Below are 19373 nucleotides of genomic sequence, written 5' to 3' on the forward strand. Positions count from 1 at the left end.
GCGACACTAGCTCAGTTGGTAGAGCGCAACCTTGCCAAGGTTGAGGTCACGAGTTCGAACCTCGTGTGTCGCTCCAATATATAGCCTTTATCGTGCTTAACGGTGACACAAGGCGACACTAGCTCAGTTGGTAGAGCGCAACCTTGCCAAGGTTGAGGTCACGAGTTCGAACCTCGTGTGTCGCTCCAGTTTCTTTTTATAAATGAAAGCAAAGCCTTCATCATCAACGAAGATGAAGCACTCGGACGCGGGGTGGAGCAGCTTGGTAGCTCGTCGGGCTCATAACCCGAAGGTCGTCGGTTCAAATCCGGCCCCCGCAACCAAATACAAGACGATAGATTGAGTACTTATTTAGTATACAATTGTTAAGTCGTCTACGGATGCGCCGCTTGATTCAACGCCTGCTTCTCGCAACCAATCACATCGCTCTTTTCATAATGCTGCGAAGCATGAATCCCCAAAAGCTAAACTTTTATCCGCATCATATGATGTCGGACGATTTCGTTTGTGTTTAAAACACGATATGAATCGGCTGACGTACAGTATGATGAGGCTTCGCGTGTTTTATCTACTTTAATTAACAGAGTTATCCACATACGTCGTTCTGTGGATAAGTTGGTTGATAAAGTGTTTTTAGCTTGACTTTTTATGATGGGGAAGAAAGATCTTTTCTCTAAAATGAAGTTGAAACAACAAAGAAATACCAATTAAATCTTTGTTATATAAAGAAAAAATAAGTTTTTTGTCGGATCGAGTACGTTAAAATACGATCATTAACTGGTATTTTTTTGATCCTAGTCATTTCTCCGAGCTGTGTTTAACTTTTTTCTGTTAGCTTGTTTTTCTTGAATCTCAAATTTTTTTCCACATTACAAAATTGAGAACAAGGTCATGAATTGAACATGCAAAAGTACTTTCAATCTCTTGCATATAGACTACGCTCTATGCGTCTCTCGGCAGTCCCTTCTCGACTATCCTTATTAAGCGTTGCTTTTTCGTCTCTATAGATGAATTACTCTCAGTGGGGAGTTGATTCAGTTGCTCTGTCAAAGCCCATTTAATGTGCTCATCAAGTAATTTATTTTCACCTTGCCGACTTTCCAGCGCATCTATGATTCGCTGACTATATTCTGCATTACCAAGTGCGACAGCGATGTTACGTAGCCACTGTATATGACCAATACGACGGATAGCGGAGCCTTCCATATTTTTTAGAAAAGTCGCTTCATCCCAGTTAAACATGTCGACGAGGTCAGGGTTTTTGAAACTGTCACGACGGTGGAAATCATCTTGCTCCGTTATGTCGGCGTAGCGGTTCCATGGGCAAACCAATTGACAGTCGTCACAACCATAAATGCGGTTACCCATTGGCTTTCGAAACTCTTCAGGAATCACGCCATCGAACTCGATGGTGAGATAAGAGATACAACGCCTGGCATCGACAACTTTGTCTTCAACGATGGCTTGTGTTGGGCATGATGTAATGCATGCTTTGCATTTACCGCACTGATCAACGCTTGGCTCATCTACGGGTAGTGGTAAGTCGATAAGTAGTTCACCTAAAAAGAACCACGATCCACAGTCTTGATCTAAAATCAGGGAATGTTTCCCGGTCCAACCTAAGCCCGCTTTTTGGGCGAGAGGTCGCTCTAATATTGGTGCGGAATCAACGAAAGGTCGGTAACCATATTGACCAACCTCTTGTTCAATAAGTTTGCCGAGCTTATTTAGCTGCTTTCTGACGAGCTTGTGATAATCACGCCCTAGTGCGTAGCGGCTAATATAGGCATGACTTTTATTCGCGAGGTTTGAAGCGAATTGAGCCTCTGGTGGCAGATAGTCCATCCGGACGCTGATAACACGAACGGTTCCCGGGAGTAGCTCATGGGGTCTAGCACGCATCATGCCGTGACGAGCCATCCAATCCATTGAGCCGTGATAGCCTGCATCAAGCCATTTTTGTAGTGCTGCTTCATGTTCACTCAGATCAACGTCGCAGATCCCAACTTTTTGGAAGCCGAGTTCTTTTCCCCAAACTTTGATTTGTTGTGCGAGTTGTTCGTAGTTCATGTTAACCACCGGAATAAAGGGGGGCGGATCTTAACGGATCTCTGGCTTTGGTGCTACCCAGTTAGGTACGTTTTTGATGTTGTGAATACTGCTTATTGAAGTCATTTGCATATATTCTAAATCTAGGTCGATACTAAGATGATTAAGATACCGTTTATTGGATACTTTTTTCGCACATATGACATTTGAAAGCTTGTCTCTCAAAACCAACACGGTTTACTATTCCTGTTCTTTTGATTTTTATATAGTCAACGATCATTAGTTAGAGAAGCATCAATGAGCACGAAACAATTCAATTTAAAAGATGAGCATGAAACGGTTGCACTAGGCACCGCTCTGGCTCAGCTTTGTTCCCAGCAAACCACAATTTATCTGCATGGTGATTTGGGTGCAGGTAAAACAACCTTTAGTCGTGGTTTTGTCCGTGCTCTTGGTCATCAAGGTAACGTGAAAAGTCCAACTTATACTCTAGTCGAACCGTACCAGTTGGATCAGTGGCAAGTATATCACTTCGACCTTTATCGTCTTGCGGATCCTGAAGAGCTTGAGTTTATGGGGATTCGAGACTATTTCACAGACGATGCGATTTGCTTGGTTGAATGGCCTGAAAAAGGGCATGGCTTACTGCCACAACCGGATCTTGATGTAAACATTCGCTACCAAGGTGAGCAACGTGTAGCCGAACTAACAGCTAATAATGATTATGGTGTGCAGTTACTCAGTCGATTGGAGCTATGTTGAGTTTTTCAAATTTTAGAGTGGTGGCGACGTTTGTCGCCACTTTTCTCCTTCTCATCCCCAATTTAGCATTTGCTAACGTCGTTAAGAGTTTTCGAGTTTGGCCTTCACCTGATGAAACGCGTGTTGTCATCGATTTAGGCTCGGAAGCTGACTATTCCTATTTCTCTTTATCAGGGCCGGATCGCCTTGTCGTGGATTTAAAAAGCACGACGATGCAGGCCAAACTACCTGTTACTGTTACGGATAGCCCTGTTTTAAAACTGGTACGAAAAAGCTCGCCTCCAGAGAAGGGCACTTATCGTTTGGTGTTTGAACTAAAAAAGAGCGTTCAAGCGGAGTTATTTAAATTAAGCCCAACACCAGGTGGGCAGTATGGTCACCGCTTGGTGATTGATTTACCGCACGGTAAGAAGGCATCGACCTCTAAACCGAGTAAGCCAGCTGCGGCCAGCAAAGACATGAGCTCAGTTCAACGAGCTCAAGAAGTGTTAATTGTTATCGACCCTGGTCACGGTGGGGAAGACCCTGGCTCTATTGGCCCTTCACGTCGTAAGTACGAGAAAGATGCGGTATTGAGTATCTCAAGAAAAATTGCTGCTCAGCTCGATGCGACTCCTGGTATTAAAACGCGCATGACTCGTACGGGAGATTACTTTGTAAACTTAAACCGTCGTGTCGCGATTGCTCGTGAAAATGATGCACACTTACTGATCTCCATTCACGCTGATGCGTTTACCTCACCGAAGCCTCGCGGTGGTTCGGTCTTCGTACTAAATACTCGTCGTGCAAATACCGAAATTGCTCGTTGGGTCGAGAACCATGAGAAACAGTCTGAGTTATTGGGCGGCTCGGGTAATGCGTTCTTCACGAAGACAAAAGATCGTAATGTGAACCAAACTTTGCTGGACTTGCAGTTTAGTCACTCACAAAAAGAAGGCTATAAACTGGCAACAGAAATCCTAGGTGAGATGGGACGTGTTGCGCACCTGCATAACACCAAACCGATCAACACCAGCCTTGCGGTTTTACGCTCTCCACAGATTCCGTCTGTGCTAGTGGAAACGGGCTTTATTTCTAACCCAACAGAAGAGCGTTTACTGTTTCAACGAGCGCACCAAGATAAGTTAGCTCAGGCTATCACTAAGGCGGTCGTCAAGTACTTAAAAGATAACCCACCAGAGGGTACGGTGTTCTCGCCTTCAGCGAAGCCAATGGTACATATTGTAAAGCGTGGCGAGTCATTATCGGTGATCGCGAACAAATATGGGCTTAGCTCTAAAGCGCTGATGTCGGCAAACAACTTGAAGTCGACAGGCTTGGCAATTGGTCAGAAGCTCAACATTCCTTCTGCTGGTACGATTAAAGTGCCAAGTAAACCGATTACTGTTGAGACAGAAACCATTACGCACAAGGTTAAGTCTGGTGAGTTCTTAGGTAAGATTGCGAATCACTATAAAGTGAAGGTTTCAGATATCCGCCGAGAGAATAACTTGAAGTCAGATACGTTGTGGGTAGGGCAAAAGTTGAAGATAACGGTCGCGGTAAAAGATAAACCGATTCGTAAGCACAAGGTTTCTCGGGGTGAGTTCCTTGGCAAAATAGCGTCCAAATACGGCGTTAGCGTATCGAGCATTCGTAAAGCGAATAACTTACGCTCTGATCAGCTAGCGGTTGGGCAAGTCCTGATCATTCCAAACAAGTAGGTGAGCTTCTAACTCATTATGACGATTAAAATTTTGCCAGCCAGACTTGCAAACCAAATCGCCGCAGGGGAAGTGGTCGAAAGACCTGCTTCTGTGATTAAAGAGCTGGTTGAAAATAGTCTTGATTCTGGCGCAACTCGAATCGATATCGATATCGAGAAAGGAGGCGCAAAGCTGATTCGTGTTCGTGATAACGGAAAAGGTATCGCGAAAGATGAACTCGGCTTAGCGCTCAGTCGTCATGCGACATCTAAGATACATACCTTAGATGATCTCGAAGCCATTATGAGTCTAGGTTTTCGCGGTGAAGCGTTAGCCAGTATTAGCTCAGTCTCGCGTTTGACGCTCACGTCGCGTCCTGCGGCACAAGAAGAAGCCTGGAGTGCCTACTCCGAAGGGCGTGATATGCAGGTGAAGCTTAAGCCAGCAGCGCACCCGATTGGCACTACCGTTGAGGTGTTGGACTTATTTTTTAATACTCCAGCGCGTCGCAAGTTTCTTCGTACGGAGAAAACCGAATTTGCTCATATTGATGAGTTATTGAAACGCATTGCGTTAAGCCGCTTTGATGTCACCATCAATGTGCGTCATAACGGCAAGATCATCCGTCAATATCGCGCGGCGAAAAATCAGCTTCAAACCGAAAAGCGTATTGCTGCTGTCTGCGGTAATGCGTTTGTGCGGCATATGCTCAGAATCGAGCTTGAGCATCAAGGGTTAAAGCTACATGGGTGGATTACCACACCAGAGGGAGCAAGGCAGCAAAGCGATTTACAATATTGCTATGTGAATGGCCGAATGATGCGTGACAAATTAATCAATCACGCGATTCGTCAAAGCTATGAAATGAGCTTAAAGCCAGATCAGTTTGCTGCGTATGTGCTCTTTATTGAGCTAGATCCGCACCAAGTAGATGTGAATGTTCACCCTGCTAAGCATGAAGTGCGTTTCCACCAAGCTCGTTTGGTGCATGATTTCATCTATCAAGCTTTGACGGATGCACTTTCACAAAGCGCCGTGATTGATAAACCACAGGTGAATGAATCGGCATTTCATCGCGTGGAACCGACTGAATCCGAAGAGATTGAGCATTCGCCAGAGCCTGAAAAAGTACAAGAGCCAGCATCTTCACCAGTACCAGAGCGGGTTTATCAAGCGATAGAGAGTACACCGGCTTATCCTGGACGCAGTGATTATGAAGTGAAGCCTCGTAATAGCGGTCCTAGTGAAACCTCCGTGCGAGAGGCGCGCGTAGTGGAGTCATTCAAACGTAATGATTGGGTGGAATCCAAACCTGCACCAAAGCCAAGTCACAGTAAAGAGCGCCACGTAGAACCAGCGCCAACTAAACAAGAAGTACGCGCTTATCACGAGCTGTTGAAAACGCTAGAGTTTGAGGCTCAGGCAGTCACTCCAATAGCGCCCCAAACGATAACTTCGCACACATCAATGCCATCGATTACTGCATTAGGCAAAGCGCTGATGGTGGTCGATGAACAATTTGTTTTGATGAGCAGTGACAGTGGGGCGGCGTTAGTCTCGTTACCTAGAGCAGAATTTTATCGTGTAAAAGGCCAGCTTTCTCCAAGCGATGGTGCACTCAAGGCACAACCTCTGCTTGTTCCTCTATCTATTAAGTTAGAGGCCGAATTAGTGAGACTGGCCCAAGATTATCAACAAGATTTGGCATTGCTTGGTATTCAATTGAAAGCGAGAAACGAGCACGCCTTAATGGTGATGGGCGTCCCAGCTCCGCTGCGTCAACAAAACTTACAAAATTTAGTACCAGATCTGTTATCTTACGCGCAATCTTGTGTGAACGAAGGTATAGCAGCGGCTCAGATGCTGTCTGAGTTGATAGATTGGCTCGCATTACAGGTCACGACAGTGAAGAGTCACTATACTTTTTCTGAAGCCATTCAAATTATTGCGGAACTTGAACAGCTAAGACATGGTCAATTGCCATTAGAAGATACAAAATTCGTATCCGCTGTTGATTTCTCTGCCACGATAGCCAAATTAAAACCATGACAGATAAACTACCTTTGGCGCTATTTTTAATGGGGCCAACTGCATCAGGCAAAACTGAGCTGGCGATTCGTCTTCGTCAAAAATTTCCGATTGAGATCATCAGTGTTGATTCTGCTTTGATCTACAAAGGGATGGATATCGGTACGGCGAAACCGGATGAAAAAGAGTTAAGTTTGGCGCCTCATCGCTTGATAGATATTTTGGATCCAAGTGAATCTTACTCTGTCGCCGACTTTCGTCGAGATGCATTGAAAGCGATGGATGATATTGTTGCAGAAGGAAAAATTCCACTTCTTGTGGGTGGAACAATGCTGTATTACAAGGCGTTACTTGAAGGTTTATCACCACTTCCTGCTGCAAATCCTGAAATTCGTCAGCAAATTGAACAAGAGGCATTGACTAAAGGTTGGTCAGTGTTGCACGATGAACTCAAAGAGGTTGATCCTGTGTCAGCCGCGAGAATCCATCCCAATGATCCCCAACGTTTATCTCGGGCATTGGAAGTTTTTCGCATTTCAGGTAAAACTTTGACTGAATTGACTCAAACGAAAGGTGAAAGCCTACCATACCGAGTCAAGCAGTTTGCAATAGCTCCCAAGGATAGGGCAGAACTTCACCGTCGGATTGAACTCCGTTTCGAGAAGATGATGGAAGCGGGCTTTGAAGAAGAAATGAAAGCGTTACATTCGCGAAAAGATCTTCACCCCGATCTTCCTTCCATACGATGCGTCGGTTACCGACAGATGTGGGAGTATTTAGATGGGGAGTGTACACGTGACGAAGCGGTATTTCGTGGCGTATGCGCGACTCGTCAATTGGCCAAGCGTCAAATCACCTGGTTACGCAGCTGGGATGATTTAACTTGGTTGGATAGCGAGAACATTGAACAGGCATTAGAAACGATGTCGGAAGCAATAGCATCTGATTGACATAGCTGTGTATAATGTGATCGTTTTTGCGTGAACGCACTCTCAAAGGATCTGTTGTTGGCGGTTTTTATACTATGCTGCTAATTACTTAGAGTGCATTTTTGATTCGTTTAGCTCAGATGCAAAAGCCGTATCTTTTGCATTGCACCACTAGCTAAATAATTACAACTACAAATTAAATAAGGAAAATAAAAATGGCTAAGGGGCAATCTCTACAAGACCCATTTCTAAACGCGCTACGTCGTGAGCGTATCCCGGTATCTATCTACCTTGTGAATGGTATTAAACTACAAGGTCAGATCGAATCATTCGATCAATTTGTGATCCTGCTGAAGAATACTGTTAACCAAATGGTGTACAAGCACGCGATCTCAACAGTTGTGCCGGCTCGTCCAGTGAGCCATCACAGCGGTGAACGTCCACAAGGTGAGCGTCCACAAGAGAAATCTGAAGATTAATTCTTCATCGAGTATTTTTAAAATAAGGAGTTGATTGCTTGTTTGACCGTTATGAATCCGGTGAGCGAGCCGTACTTGTTCATATCAACTTCACGCAAGAAGGTGAATGGGAAGATCTGGCTGAGTTCGAAATGCTGGTTTCTTCTGCTGGGGTAGAGGCGCTACAAGTGGTAACTGGTAGTCGTCAATCCCCACACCCGAAATACTATGTCGGAGAGGGTAAGGCCCAAGAGATTGCTACAGCGGTACAATCAACTGGTGCCGAAATTGTGATTTTTAATCACGCCCTCTCTCCTGCCCAAGAACGTAACCTCGAAGCACTGTGCCAATGTCGAGTTCTCGACCGCACTGGTCTTATTCTCGATATCTTTGCTCAACGAGCTCGAACACACGAAGGTAAGCTACAGGTAGAGCTGGCTCAACTTCGTCATATCTCTACTCGTTTGATTCGTGGTTGGACACACCTTGAAAGGCAGAAAGGTGGTATCGGTTTACGTGGCCCGGGTGAAACCCAGCTGGAAACCGACCGTCGCTTATTGCGTGACAGAATCAAAGCCATCCTGCGACGCTTAGACAAAGTAGCGAAGCAGCGTGAACAAGGGCGCCGCGCCCGAAATCGAGCTGAAATCCCAACGGTTTCACTTGTGGGTTACACCAACGCGGGTAAGTCGACACTCTTCAACCGTATTACAGAAGCTGGCGTGTACGCGGCTGATCAATTATTTGCTACTTTGGACCCGACTTTACGTAAGATAGAGTTAGCAGATGTTGGTCCTGCCATCTTGGCAGACACGGTTGGTTTTATTCGACATTTGCCACACGACTTGGTTGCGGCCTTCAAGGCAACCTTGCAGGAAACGCAAGAAGCTGACATTTTGTTACATGTTGTTGATGCCAGTGATGAGCGTTTTCGTGAGAATATTCAAGCTGTTCATGAAGTACTAGAAGAGATCGACGCGCATGAAGTGCCGACTCTGGTTGTCATGAACAAAATCGACAATCTAGATTCGCAGAAACCACGTATAGAACGAGACGAGGAAGGCGTACCTCGCGCAGTTTGGGTTTCAGCAATGGATGGGTTGGGCATTGATGTCCTGTTTGAGGCGCTGACGGAACGTCTGGCGTCACAAATGGTCGAGCATCAGTTGCGAATTCCTCCACAGTATCAAGGACGATTCCGTAGTACCTTCTTCCAAATGAAGTGTATTCAACGTGAGGAATATGACCAGGATGGTAACTTGTTGATCGATATTCGAATGCAGCAAGTAGATTGGTCTAGACTTGAAAAAAGAGAAGGGGCAGTTTTGACTGGCTTTATAGTCACTTAAAGGACTGCTACAGTATAACGTCATATCAAATGATGGAGCTTTCTAATGGCGTGGAATGAGCCTGGAAATAACAACGGCAACAATGGCCGCGATAATGACCCTTGGGGTAATAATAATCGTGGTGGCCAGCGTCCTGGTGGCCGAGATCAAGGTCCGCCAGATTTAGATGAAGTGTTCAACAAACTGAGTCAAAAGCTGGGCGGCAAGTTTGGTAAAAAAGGCGGCGGTGGTTCTCCAATCGGCGGCGGTGGTGGTAGTGCAATTGGCTTTGGCGTGATTGCTCTGATTGCTGTTGCAGTTTGGTTCTTCGCTGGTTTTTACACCATCGGTGAAGCAGAGCGTGGTGTTGTACTGCGTTTAGGTAAATACGATCGTATCGTAGACCCAGGTCTTAACTGGCGTCCTCGCTTTATTGATGAGTACGAAGCGGTAAACGTACAAGCGATTCGTTCACTACGTGCATCTGGTCTAATGCTGACCAAAGATGAAAACGTTGTAACAGTTGCGATGGATGTGCAGTACCGAGTGACTGACCCATACAAATACTTGTACCGTGTAACCAATGCAGACGACAGCTTGCGTCAAGCAACGGATTCTGCACTACGTGCAGTAATTGGTGACTCATTGATGGATAGCATTCTAACCAGTGGTCGTCAGCAAATTCGTCAAACTACGCAAGAAACACTGAACCAAATCATTGATAGCTATGATATGGGTCTGGTACTTGTTGATGTGAACTTCCAGTCTGCTCGTCCACCAGAGCAAGTGAAAGATGCGTTTGATGATGCAATCGCAGCACGTGAGGATGAAGAGCGTTTCATTCGTGAAGCTGAAGCATACAAGAACGAAATCTTGCCTAAGGCAACGGGTCGAGCAGAGCGTTTGAAGAAAGAAGCACAAGGTTACAATGAGCGTGTCACTAACGAGGCTCTTGGTCAGGTAGCACAGTTCGAAAAACTACTACCAGAATACCAAGCAGCGCCTGGTGTAACGCGTGATCGTCTGTACATCGACGCAATGGAAGAGGTGTACTCAAGCACTTCGAAAGTGTTGATTGACTCGGAATCAAGCGGCAATCTTCTTTACCTTCCAATCGATAAGTTGGCGGGACAAGAGGGCAAAGCAGATACCAAACGTAAATCGAAGTCATCTTCAACCTATGATCAAATTCAACTTGAGTCTGATCGTACACAAGAAGACACTTCGAACACGCAGTCTCGTTCAACAGGTTCACGTCAAGGGAGATACTAAGAATGCGTAAGTTAATGATCCCTGTACTGGTAATCGCACTGGCATTAATGTTGATGTCTTTGTTTGTGATTCCTGAAGGTGAGCGCGGTATCGTGGTTCGATTTGGTCGTGTCTTGAAAGACAACAACGACATCACTCGAATTTACGAGCCTGGTCTGCATTTCAAGATGCCTTTGTTTGACCGTGTGAAACAACTTGATGCACGTATCCAAACAATGGATGGTCGTGCAGACCGTTTCGTAACGTCTGAGAAAAAAGACGTTATCATTGATACCTACGTGAAGTGGCGTATTGAAGATTTTGGTCGCTACTACCTCGCGACAGGCGGTGGTAACTCGCTAACGGCAGAGGCACTACTTGAGCGTAAAGTGACGGACGTGCTTCGTTCTGAAATCGGTGCTCGTGAAATCAAACAGATCGTATCTGGTCCACGTAACGATGATGTGCTACCAGAAGACGCAAGTGCCGATGTTGTCGCAACTGAAGCGGCTCGTGAAGCGCTTGAGATTGATGGTGAACGCGACCTAATCATGTCTGAAGTATTGAAAGACACGCGTGAAAGCGCAATGAAAGACTTGGGTGTTCGTGTCGTTGATTTCCGAATGAAGAAAATCAACCTGCCTGATGAAATCAGTGAGTCTATCTACCGTCGTATGCGTGCGGAGCGTGAGTCCGTTGCTCGTAAGCACCGTTCTCAAGGTCGTGAAAAAGCGGAAGTTATTCGTGCTCAAGCAGAACTAGAAGTAGCAACTATTCTAGCTGAAGCTGATAAAACGGCGCGTGTGACACGAGGTGAAGCGGATGCTGAAGCTGCGAAGATTTATGCTGAAGCGTACAACAAAGACCCTGAGTTCTTTAGCTTCCTACGCTCGCTACGTGCGTATGAGAAGTCCTTCAGCTCTAAGAGCGATATTCTGGTGCTTGATCCGAAGAGTGAGTTCTTCCAATACATGAACCAGTCGAAGGGCAGCATGGAGAAATAATCTCCGCGTCTCATTGAAATAAAAGGCTCCTTAGGGAGCCTTTTTTGTATCTGATGCTAAGTGCTAGCTCATCATGATGGCGATGACGGCTCCAGCAACTACTAGGCAGCCACCGATGCGTCGTAGCTGATTGTTGGGTTGTTCACTTAATTGAGCCACCATATTCCGCCAACCGTTAGGAGCAATCAGTGGCCCAATGCCTTCCACGATCAAGACGAGCCCAATCGCCAACCATATGGATTCAGACATAGCGCTTTCCAGTCGAATAGAGAAAGCTAAATACTATCAGTGATATGCTGATTTCAAAATGAACAAAGCGGCAAGATGACATTCTGGTAGCAACTCTGTGAACAAAAAATGACTGCAAGAAGCGTGATTCGGTGCTAGAATCCATTTTTAACTAGCAATCAGACTTGGAAAGATGGGAAATAACGTAGTCGTTCTAGGCACCCAATGGGGTGACGAAGGTAAAGGTAAAATCGTAGACCTTTTAACTGAAGATGCAAAATACGTGGTACGCTACCAAGGCGGTCACAACGCAGGTCACACTCTCGTAATTGACGGTGAAAAAACCGTTCTTCACTTAATTCCATCAGGTATCCTTCGCGATAACGTAAAATGTGTTATCGGTAACGGTGTTGTACTATCACCTGAAGCTCTACTTAAAGAAATGAAGCCTCTTGAAGAGCGCGGTATTCCAGTACGCGAGCGTCTTTTCATTTCTGAAGCATGTCCGCTAATTCTTCCTTACCACGTTGCAATGGACCAAGCTCGCGAAATCGCTCGCGGTAAAAAAGCTATCGGTACTACTGGTCGTGGTATCGGTCCAGCATACGAAGATAAAGTTGCTCGTCGCGGTCTACGCGTTGGCGACCTATTCGATATGGCGACTTTCGCAGAGAAGCTAAAAGAAGTCATGGAGTTCCATAACTTCCAACTAGTTAACTTCTACAAAGCGGAGCCAGTAAGCTACGAAGAAGTACTTGAGCAAGCTAAAGGCTACGCTGAACTACTAACGTCAATGGTTATCGACGTAACTGACGAACTAGACGCAGCACGTAAGCGCGGCGACAAGATCATGTTCGAAGGTGCACAAGGTACACTACTTGATATCGACCACGGTACTTACCCGTACGTAACGTCTTCTAACACGACTGCTGGTGGTGTTGCTGCAGGTTCTGGTTTTGGTCCTCGTCACATCGGTTACATCTTGGGTATCGCAAAAGCGTACTGTACTCGCGTTGGTGCTGGTCCATTCCCGACTGAACTATACGACGGTTTAGATAAGCAAGATCCAATTGGTAAGCACTTAGGTGAAGTTGGCCACGAGTTCGGTGCGACAACTGGTCGTCTACGTCGTACAGGTTGGTTCGATGCTGTTGCTATGCGTCGTGCAATCCAAATCAACTCTGTATCTGGTTTCTGTCTAACTAAACTAGACGTACTAGATGGTCTAGAAGAGCTAAAAATCTGTACTGGTTACAAGATGGAAGATGGCTCTGTGCTAGAAGTTTCTCCGATGGCTGCTGAAGCATTCGAAAAAGCAACGCCAATCTACGAAACAATGCCTGGTTGGTCTGAGAACACATTTGGTGCTAAGTCACTAGATGCTCTACCACAAGCCGCTCTTGACTACATCAAGCGTATTGAAGAGCTAACTGGCGTTCCAGTAGACATCATCTCTACAGGTCCTGACCGTAACGAAACTATCATCAAAGTTCACCCATTCGAAGCTTAATTGATAGCCGTTAAAGATTGCAAAAGCCGACCTTCTGGTCGGCTTTTTTGTATCTGAACAAAAACAGCGTGACTCTCATATGGCAAGCTTTTGCCGCTGAGCCTAAATCAGAGGCAAAAATTGTCTAAAGCTTAGCTGTTTTTTGCCGATAAGGTTATCAAGCAGAGGAGATCCTTCACCGATCTTTGGTTTCTTAGATACCTTAAGGGTACGTTTATGAAGTTACGAACAGTGGCTGCTTCACTGTTGTTGACCTTGGTTGCTACCACAGTGAAAGCCAATGTTGCTGATGTGGGGGCACCAGTTCCGATCTATACCGAAGCAGAGCTGATAAAGCTTATTGAGCAAAATAAGCACTTACAACGTGTGCGCGCTGATAACTGCCAGCTGGTGGAGGATATCGTAGCTCGTGCGACTCGAATTAACTTACCCGCTTATGAATTTCTGTACGGAGATATGTTGGCTTGGGGGGTGTGTGTCGAGCAAGATGTCGAACTGGGTCTTTACTACATCGAAAATGCAGCGCATCAGGGGTTACCAGCTGCACTAGAGCAGATTGGCCGATACTATTCGCGTGGCACTTTAGTACAGCAAGATAAAGAACGTGCAATTCCATATTTGCGAGAAGCTGCGTCAATGGGAAACCTAAACGCGCGTATTCATCTGGCCGAGTTGCTTTTACGTGATTATGGCAGTCCACTCGATTACGAAGATGCGTATCGTTGGTTATATAACTCTGTCACAGCAGATAAGCGGCAGCATAAGCGCATAACTGTATTGAGAAACGGCCTTGAACAGCGCATGCCACAAAACGTTATTGCTCGAGCTAAACGGCGAGACACCTTTTGGTAACGCTTCAATATTGCAAACAACTTCATACAACAAAGCCCACGTCACGTGGGCTTTGTTGTTTTCCCGATAGTTGGTAGCGCTTAAACCACTTTGTGTGGACCGAAGCATTCGTAATGGAATTGCTCTTCTGGTACGCCAAGTTCTAATAGCTGTTTCGCTACGTGCTGCATAAATCCTACAGGACCACAGAAGTACACCTGCACTTTATCTTGCTTTAATGCAGCTTCAATTTCATACAGATTGACAAAGCCCGTGAAGTGGAAGTCTTCACCTAGCTTGTCTTCTGCCGTTGGTTGGTTATACCAAACGAGCGCGTTCATATTTTCTTTTTCTGCAACGAGTTGGTTTACGTGTTGCTTGAAAGCATGCTGTTGGCCATTTTCGGTTGCATGAACCCAAGTTACAGGTGCTTGATGTGCTGAGAGACTTTCTAGCATTGACAGCGTTGGAGTAAGTCCCACACCAGCAGAAATTAGAACAACGGGTGTTTGTGGTTCGGCATCCATAAAGAAATCACCGGCAGGGGCCGCAAGCTGCACTTTTTCGCCAATGTTCAGGCTATCGTGCAGGTAGTTCGACACTTTTCCGCCTTCTTCACGTTTTACTGAGATACGGTAGGTGTTCTCTTGGACCGCAGAAGACAGGCTATATTGGCGAATTTCTTGGTTTTCTAACTGGTCACTGTTGATGTAGATGCCAAGGTATTGTCCCGGTTTATACGGCGCCACTTTTTGGCCATCGGTTGGCTTGAACACAAAGCTGCAAATGTGTTCGCTCTCAATCTTTTTATCGACTAATTCAAATTCGCGTAGACCGCGCCAGCCGCCTTCCAAAGCTTCATTTTGTTGGTAAATTTGTTCTTCGCGCTGAATAAATACATTCGCAAGTACGCCGTAAGCCTCAGCCCAAGCATCCAACACTTCTTGACCTGGATTAAAAAGCTCATCGATTGTCGCAAGTAAATGCTTACCAACGATTTGGTACTGATCTTCTGTGATCAAAAAGCTCGTGTGCTTATGCGCAATTTTCTCTACTGCGCCAAGCAGAGCTGGCAAATTTTCAATATTGGCAGCATAGGCACAGATAGCGTTGAATAATGCTTCACGCTGATCGCCGTTACGCTGGTTACTCATGTTAAAAATATCTTTCAACTCAGGGTTATGAGTAAACATACGCTCGTAAAAGTGCGCGGTCAGTTTTGGTCCTGTTTCGGCGATGAGTGGTGCGGTCGCTTTGACGATCTCGATAGTTTGATTGCTGAGCATAAGGGCTTCCTACTTTAAGTTGTATTTATAATGCATGTTTAAAGTTGTATCTCAAATGTATCTTTCGATCAAGAAAAGATTTACACTTTTATCGATAGCTCAAGTTTGGGGTTTTAGCATCACCAGCGGGTTATTGAGTCGCACTTTGGGAGAGAATATGCAGTTAACTAGTTTCACTGATTATGCGTTGAGAACCTTAATTTTCTTGGCTTCGTTGCCGGAAGATGAGTTAACCAGCATTACCGAAGTGACGGATTTATTTGGTGTGTCGCGCAACCATATGGTTAAAGTTATCAATCGGTTAGGGCAGTTGGGTTATGTCCATACCGTGCGCGGAAAAAACGGTGGTATCCGGCTGATGAAGCCAGCGTCTGAAATCACAGTCGGTGGTGTTGTGCGCGATTTAGAGCCGTTAGATTTAGTCAACTGTGGTGTGGATTTTTGCCATATTACCCCTGCTTGCCGCCTCAAAGATAAATTGGCGAAAGCAAAAAGTGCCTTTCTGGCGGAGTTGGATGACTGCACGATTGAATCCTTGCTCAGTGACAATTCTGAACTTTTGATCTTGCTGGCTCGTCCTTAACTCATTTGCATGCCTAGAGTCGATCTCGATCATTCTTTTTTCAAAGCAATTCTGTAGCTTATCGAGAGACTCAGATATACTAGCCATATACCTTCCTTGCTAGATAGGCGTGCCTATGTCAGACAATATTCCAAACGATCCTTTTGCAGATCGTGAATCCAAAAATTACGAAAATCCAATTCCAAGCCGAGAGTTTATCATCGAGTTTCTAGAGCAAGCGGGCGTTCCAATGAATCGTAACGACTTGTTTGAGGCACTAAAGCTTGAGGGCGAAGAGCAATACGAAGGGTTGCGTCGTCGGCTACGTGCGATGGAGCGAGATGGCCAACTGGTGTTTACCCGCCGTCAGTGCTATGCATTGCCTGAAAAACTTGAAATGGTGAAAGGTTACGTGATTGGTCATCGTGATGGCCATGGTTGGGTACGTCCAGAAGGCAGCGTCGGCAAGGATGATGATATTCTGTTACCGCACCATCAGATGAAGAACATCATCCACGGTGATTTTGTCTTAGTGCAACCGACAGACAACAGCAAGCGCGGCCGCCGTGAAGGACGTTTGGTGCGTGTGCTAGAGGAGCGCAATGATCAAATCGTTGGTCGTTTCTTCCTTGAATATGGATACTCCTATGTTGTCCCAGATGACTCGCGTATCAGCCAAGATATCCTGATCCCAAATGAGCACAAAGCGGGTGCACGCATGGGTAACGTAGTCGTAATTGAAATTACTGATCGTGGCTCACGCTCACGCGGCATGATGGGTAAAGTGGTTGAAGTCCTTGGTGAAAACATGGCACCAGGTATGGAAACACAAATTGCGATTCGTACACACCAAATCCCTCACGAATGGCCAGAAGCCGTCGATAAACAAATCGAAAACTTAGGCGAAGAAGTACCAGAAGAAGCGAAAGTTGGTCGTGTGGATCTACGTGATTTGCCACTAGTGACCATTGACGGCGAAGACGCACGAGACTTTGATGATGCCGTTTACTGTGAAAAGAACAAAGAAGGTGGTTGGCGTTTATGGGTAGCGATTGCTGACGTCAGTTACTACGTTCGTCCTGACTCTGCGTTGGATAAAGAAGCGATCAATCGTGGTAACTCAGTATATTTCCCTTCGCAAGTTGTGCCAATGTTGCCAGAAGTACTGTCGAACGGTCTATGTTCGCTTAACCCGCAAGTAGATCGCTTGTGTATGGTGTGCGAAATGACCATTTCCGATACAGGTAAGCTGTCTGGTTACAAGCATTACGAGGCGGTGATGAACTCGCACGCTCGTCTCACATATAGCAAAGTGAGCGCGATTCTAGAAGGGGATGAAGAACTACGTGAGCGCTACCAGCCGCTTGTTTCTCATCTAGAAGAGTTGCACAAGATGTACAAAGTGCTGAAAGAAGCACGAGATCAACGCGGTGCAATCGAATTTGAAACCGTTGAAACCAAATTTATTTTCAATGCGGAACGTAAAATCGAAAGCATTGAGCCAGTAATTCGTAATGACGCGCATAAGATCATCGAAGAATGTATGATTTTAGCCAACATTGCTTCGGCATCGCTGGTAGAAAAAGCGAAAGAGCCCGCGCTTTATCGTATCCACGAATCTCCAGGTGAATTACGCCTGCAAGGTTTCCGTGACTTCTTAAGTGAACTTGGTCTTGAGCTAAAAGGTGGTTTAGAGCCTTCACCAACGGACTATGCTGATCTCGCACGTCAAATCTCCGGGCGTCAAGATCAAGAGTTGATTCAGACCATGCTGCTACGCTCAATGAAGCAAGCGGTATACAACGCAGATAACGCGGGGCACTTTGGGTTGGCATTGAAACGCTATGCGCACTTTACGTCGCCAATTCGTCGTTACCCTGACTTGTTACTTCACCGTGCAATCAAGTATCTGATTGCTAAAGAAGAAGGTCGTAATCAAGATCGCTGGACACCAACAGGTGGCTATCATTACTCGTTTGACGACATGGATTTTTACGGCGAACAATGTTCGATGACAGAGCGCCGTGCTGATGATGCAACACGTGATGTTGCGGATTGGCTGAAGTGTGAATATATGCAAGACCACGTCGGTGACGAACTAGACGGTGTTATTGCTAATGTCACTAGCTTTGGCTTCTTTGTACGTTTAACGGATTTGCACATCGATGGTTTGGTACATATTTCTACCCTTGCGAACGACTACTATCAATTTGACCCGATTGGTCAACGACTTATTGGTGAAAGTTTCGGTAACATCTATCGCTTAGGTGATGCAGTAAAAGTAAAAGTACTGGCTGTTAACCTCGATGATAAGCAAATTGACTTTGAATTGGTCGAAACAAGTCGTAAGCTACGCGGCGAAGGTAAGACTGCGAAGAAACGCGCAGCGGAAGCAAAACGCAAAGCGAAAGATAAAAAACGCGCTGCGACTCGCTCTTCATCGAAAGAAGGTGGCGCGGCTCGTGCAGTTCCTGCGATAGAGCCAACTAAACGCCCAGAAGAAACGGGCGCAACGAGTAAGCGCAATGGCCCAAAACGTGGTGACGCCGAAGGCAACGAGAAGCCTAAAGTGAAAAAAGCACGTAAAAAGAAGCCGCACAGTAAGCCGAAGAAAACCAAGCGCACTAAAAAAGAAGCGCAGTAGGTTGAAGCGCCAACTTAGTTCAAACTCGGTTGGCGCAGGCAATACGACCAGAACAACAGGTTAAACAATGAGTAACGAATTTATCTACGGCATTCACGCAGTGAAGGCGGTATTGGAGCGCGAACCAGAGCGTTTTATCGAGGCGTACGTTTTAAAAGGTCGTCAAGATGATCGCCTAATGCCAATCCTAAATGATCTTCAGGTTTGTGGTGTTTCTATTCAGCAGATGACACGTAAAACCTTGGATGACAAAGCGCGCGGTGCAAATCACCAAGGCATCATCGCTCGTGTGAAACCAGCGAAGCAGCTGAATGAGAACGATATAGATGACATCCTGGCGCAGCACGAATCACCACTGCTATTAGTGTTAGACGGCGTGACCGATCCACACAATCTTGGTGCGTGTTTACGTAACGCAGATGCGGCAGGTGCTGCGGCGATCATCGTACCGAAAGATCGTTCTGCGCCAATGAACGCAACCGTAAGCAAAGTGGCTTGTGGTGCAGCTGAAGTCGTGCCATTGATCCGAGTGACTAACTTGGCTCGTACTATGCGTACATTGCAAGAGAAAGGCATCTGGTTTGTTGGTACTGCGGGTGAAGCAACGCACGACATCTACCAAGCCAAACTGACTGGCCCCCTTGCTATCGTAATGGGGGCAGAAGGTGACGGTATGCGTCGTCTAACTCGTGAAACCTGCGACGATTTGATTAAGATCCCAATGGCTGGTAGCGTTTCAAGCTTGAACGTATCTGTGGCATCCGGCATCTGTTTGTTTGAGGCAGTTCGTCAGCGTATTGCTGCAAAGTAACGACGAA

At 45.9% G+C, this 19373-nt stretch carries 16 protein-coding genes and 3 tRNA genes; 16 read left to right on the forward strand and 3 right to left on the reverse strand.

Translation table 11 applies throughout. The annotated features are described in order from the left end of the window. From R8N49_RS22400 to R8N49_RS22410, 3 genes are all read left to right on the forward strand, one after another. Positions 1 to 76: transfer RNA gene (locus R8N49_RS22400), tRNA-Gly, on the forward strand. A 36-nt stretch (positions 77 to 112) separates the two neighbouring features. Continuing rightward, positions 113 to 188 (forward strand) — tRNA-Gly (locus R8N49_RS22405). 58 nt (positions 189 to 246) lie between these two features. Beyond that, positions 247 to 323: transfer RNA gene (locus R8N49_RS22410), tRNA-Met, on the forward strand. A 619-nt stretch (positions 324 to 942) separates the two neighbouring features. Here R8N49_RS22410 and queG read toward each other — a convergent pair. After that, the gene (gene queG, locus R8N49_RS22415; protein WP_005381370.1) at positions 943 to 2070 is read right to left on the reverse strand and encodes a tRNA epoxyqueuosine(34) reductase QueG; all 1128 of its coding nucleotides are present in this window, start codon (positions 2068 to 2070) and stop codon (positions 943 to 945) included. A 276-nt stretch (positions 2071 to 2346) separates the two neighbouring features. Between queG and tsaE the strand changes: the two genes are divergently transcribed. The 8 genes from tsaE to hflC all read left to right on the forward strand — a co-directional run bounded on the left by tsaE (position 2347) and on the right by hflC (position 11494). Beyond that, the gene (gene tsaE, locus R8N49_RS22420) at positions 2347 to 2811 is read left to right on the forward strand and encodes a tRNA (adenosine(37)-N6)-threonylcarbamoyltransferase complex ATPase subunit type 1 TsaE (RefSeq protein ID WP_005381372.1); all 465 of its coding nucleotides are present in this window, start codon (positions 2347 to 2349) and stop codon (positions 2809 to 2811) included. Further along, entirely contained in the window at positions 2805 to 4514 is a 1710-nt protein-coding gene (locus R8N49_RS22425) for an N-acetylmuramoyl-L-alanine amidase (RefSeq protein WP_005381374.1), read from the forward strand. The genes tsaE and R8N49_RS22425 overlap by 7 nt, the downstream gene beginning before the upstream one ends. 18 nt (positions 4515 to 4532) lie before the next feature. Further along, entirely contained in the window at positions 4533 to 6545 is a 2013-nt protein-coding gene (mutL, locus tag R8N49_RS22430; protein WP_005381376.1) for a DNA mismatch repair endonuclease MutL, read from the forward strand. Then, the gene (gene miaA / locus R8N49_RS22435) at positions 6542 to 7474 is read left to right on the forward strand and encodes a tRNA (adenosine(37)-N6)-dimethylallyltransferase MiaA (protein ID WP_005381378.1); all 933 of its coding nucleotides are present in this window, start codon (positions 6542 to 6544) and stop codon (positions 7472 to 7474) included. The genes mutL and miaA overlap by 4 nt, the downstream gene beginning before the upstream one ends. Before the next feature lie 194 nt (positions 7475 to 7668). Further along, positions 7669 to 7932 carry an RNA chaperone Hfq gene (hfq, locus tag R8N49_RS22440; RefSeq protein ID WP_005381379.1) on the forward strand — a complete coding sequence of 88 codons (264 nt, stop codon included), beginning with the start codon at positions 7669 to 7671 and terminating at the stop codon, positions 7930 to 7932. A gap of 38 nt (positions 7933 to 7970) precedes the next feature. After that, positions 7971 to 9260: a ribosome rescue GTPase HflX gene (gene hflX / locus R8N49_RS22445; protein ID WP_005381380.1), complete on the forward strand. Its 1290-nt coding sequence runs from the start codon at positions 7971 to 7973 to the stop codon at positions 9258 to 9260. 45 nt (positions 9261 to 9305) lie between these two features. Further along, positions 9306 to 10511, forward strand: coding sequence for an FtsH protease activity modulator HflK (hflK, locus tag R8N49_RS22450; RefSeq protein ID WP_017633728.1), 1206 nt, complete (start codon positions 9306 to 9308; stop codon positions 10509 to 10511). 2 nt (positions 10512 to 10513) lie between these two features. Continuing rightward, entirely contained in the window at positions 10514 to 11494 is a 981-nt protein-coding gene (gene hflC, locus R8N49_RS22455; protein WP_005381382.1) for a protease modulator HflC, read from the forward strand. A gap of 63 nt (positions 11495 to 11557) precedes the next feature. Here the strand turns inward: hflC and R8N49_RS22460 are convergent, their stop codons facing one another. Continuing rightward, on the reverse strand, positions 11558 to 11743 hold the full coding sequence (locus R8N49_RS22460; RefSeq protein ID WP_005381383.1) for a DUF2065 domain-containing protein: 186 nt from the start codon (positions 11741 to 11743) through the stop codon (positions 11558 to 11560). 172 nt (positions 11744 to 11915) lie between these two features. Here R8N49_RS22460 and R8N49_RS22465 point away from each other — a divergent pair, with 172 nt between their 5' ends. Both R8N49_RS22465 and motX read left to right on the forward strand, forming a co-directional pair. Beyond that, positions 11916 to 13232, forward strand: coding sequence for an adenylosuccinate synthase (locus R8N49_RS22465; RefSeq protein ID WP_005381385.1), 1317 nt, complete (start codon positions 11916 to 11918; stop codon positions 13230 to 13232). A 216-nt stretch (positions 13233 to 13448) separates the two neighbouring features. Then, on the forward strand, positions 13449 to 14084 hold the full coding sequence (motX, locus tag R8N49_RS22470) for a flagellar protein MotX (RefSeq protein ID WP_005381388.1): 636 nt from the start codon (positions 13449 to 13451) through the stop codon (positions 14082 to 14084). 80 nt (positions 14085 to 14164) lie between these two features. On the opposite strand, the gene hmpA is transcribed toward motX, so the two are convergent. After that, positions 14165 to 15349: an NO-inducible flavohemoprotein gene (gene hmpA, locus R8N49_RS22475; protein ID WP_186584610.1), complete on the reverse strand. Its 1185-nt coding sequence runs from the start codon at positions 15347 to 15349 to the stop codon at positions 14165 to 14167. A 157-nt stretch (positions 15350 to 15506) separates the two neighbouring features. Here hmpA and nsrR point away from each other — a divergent pair, with 157 nt between their 5' ends. The 3 genes from nsrR (at position 15507) to rlmB (ending at position 19366) form a co-directional block, all read left to right on the forward strand. Beyond that, the gene (gene nsrR, locus R8N49_RS22480; RefSeq protein ID WP_005381392.1) at positions 15507 to 15932 is read left to right on the forward strand and encodes a nitric oxide-sensing transcriptional repressor NsrR; all 426 of its coding nucleotides are present in this window, start codon (positions 15507 to 15509) and stop codon (positions 15930 to 15932) included. A gap of 115 nt (positions 15933 to 16047) precedes the next feature. Continuing rightward, positions 16048 to 18555 carry a ribonuclease R gene (gene rnr, locus R8N49_RS22485; RefSeq protein WP_017821742.1) on the forward strand — a complete coding sequence of 836 codons (2508 nt, stop codon included), beginning with the start codon at positions 16048 to 16050 and terminating at the stop codon, positions 18553 to 18555. 67 nt (positions 18556 to 18622) lie between these two features. Further along, on the forward strand, positions 18623 to 19366 hold the full coding sequence (gene rlmB, locus R8N49_RS22490; protein WP_005381395.1) for a 23S rRNA (guanosine(2251)-2'-O)-methyltransferase RlmB: 744 nt from the start codon (positions 18623 to 18625) through the stop codon (positions 19364 to 19366). Positions 19367 to 19373 lie beyond the last annotated feature (7 nt).

This window comes from Vibrio sp. 1978 (assembly GCF_033344345.1).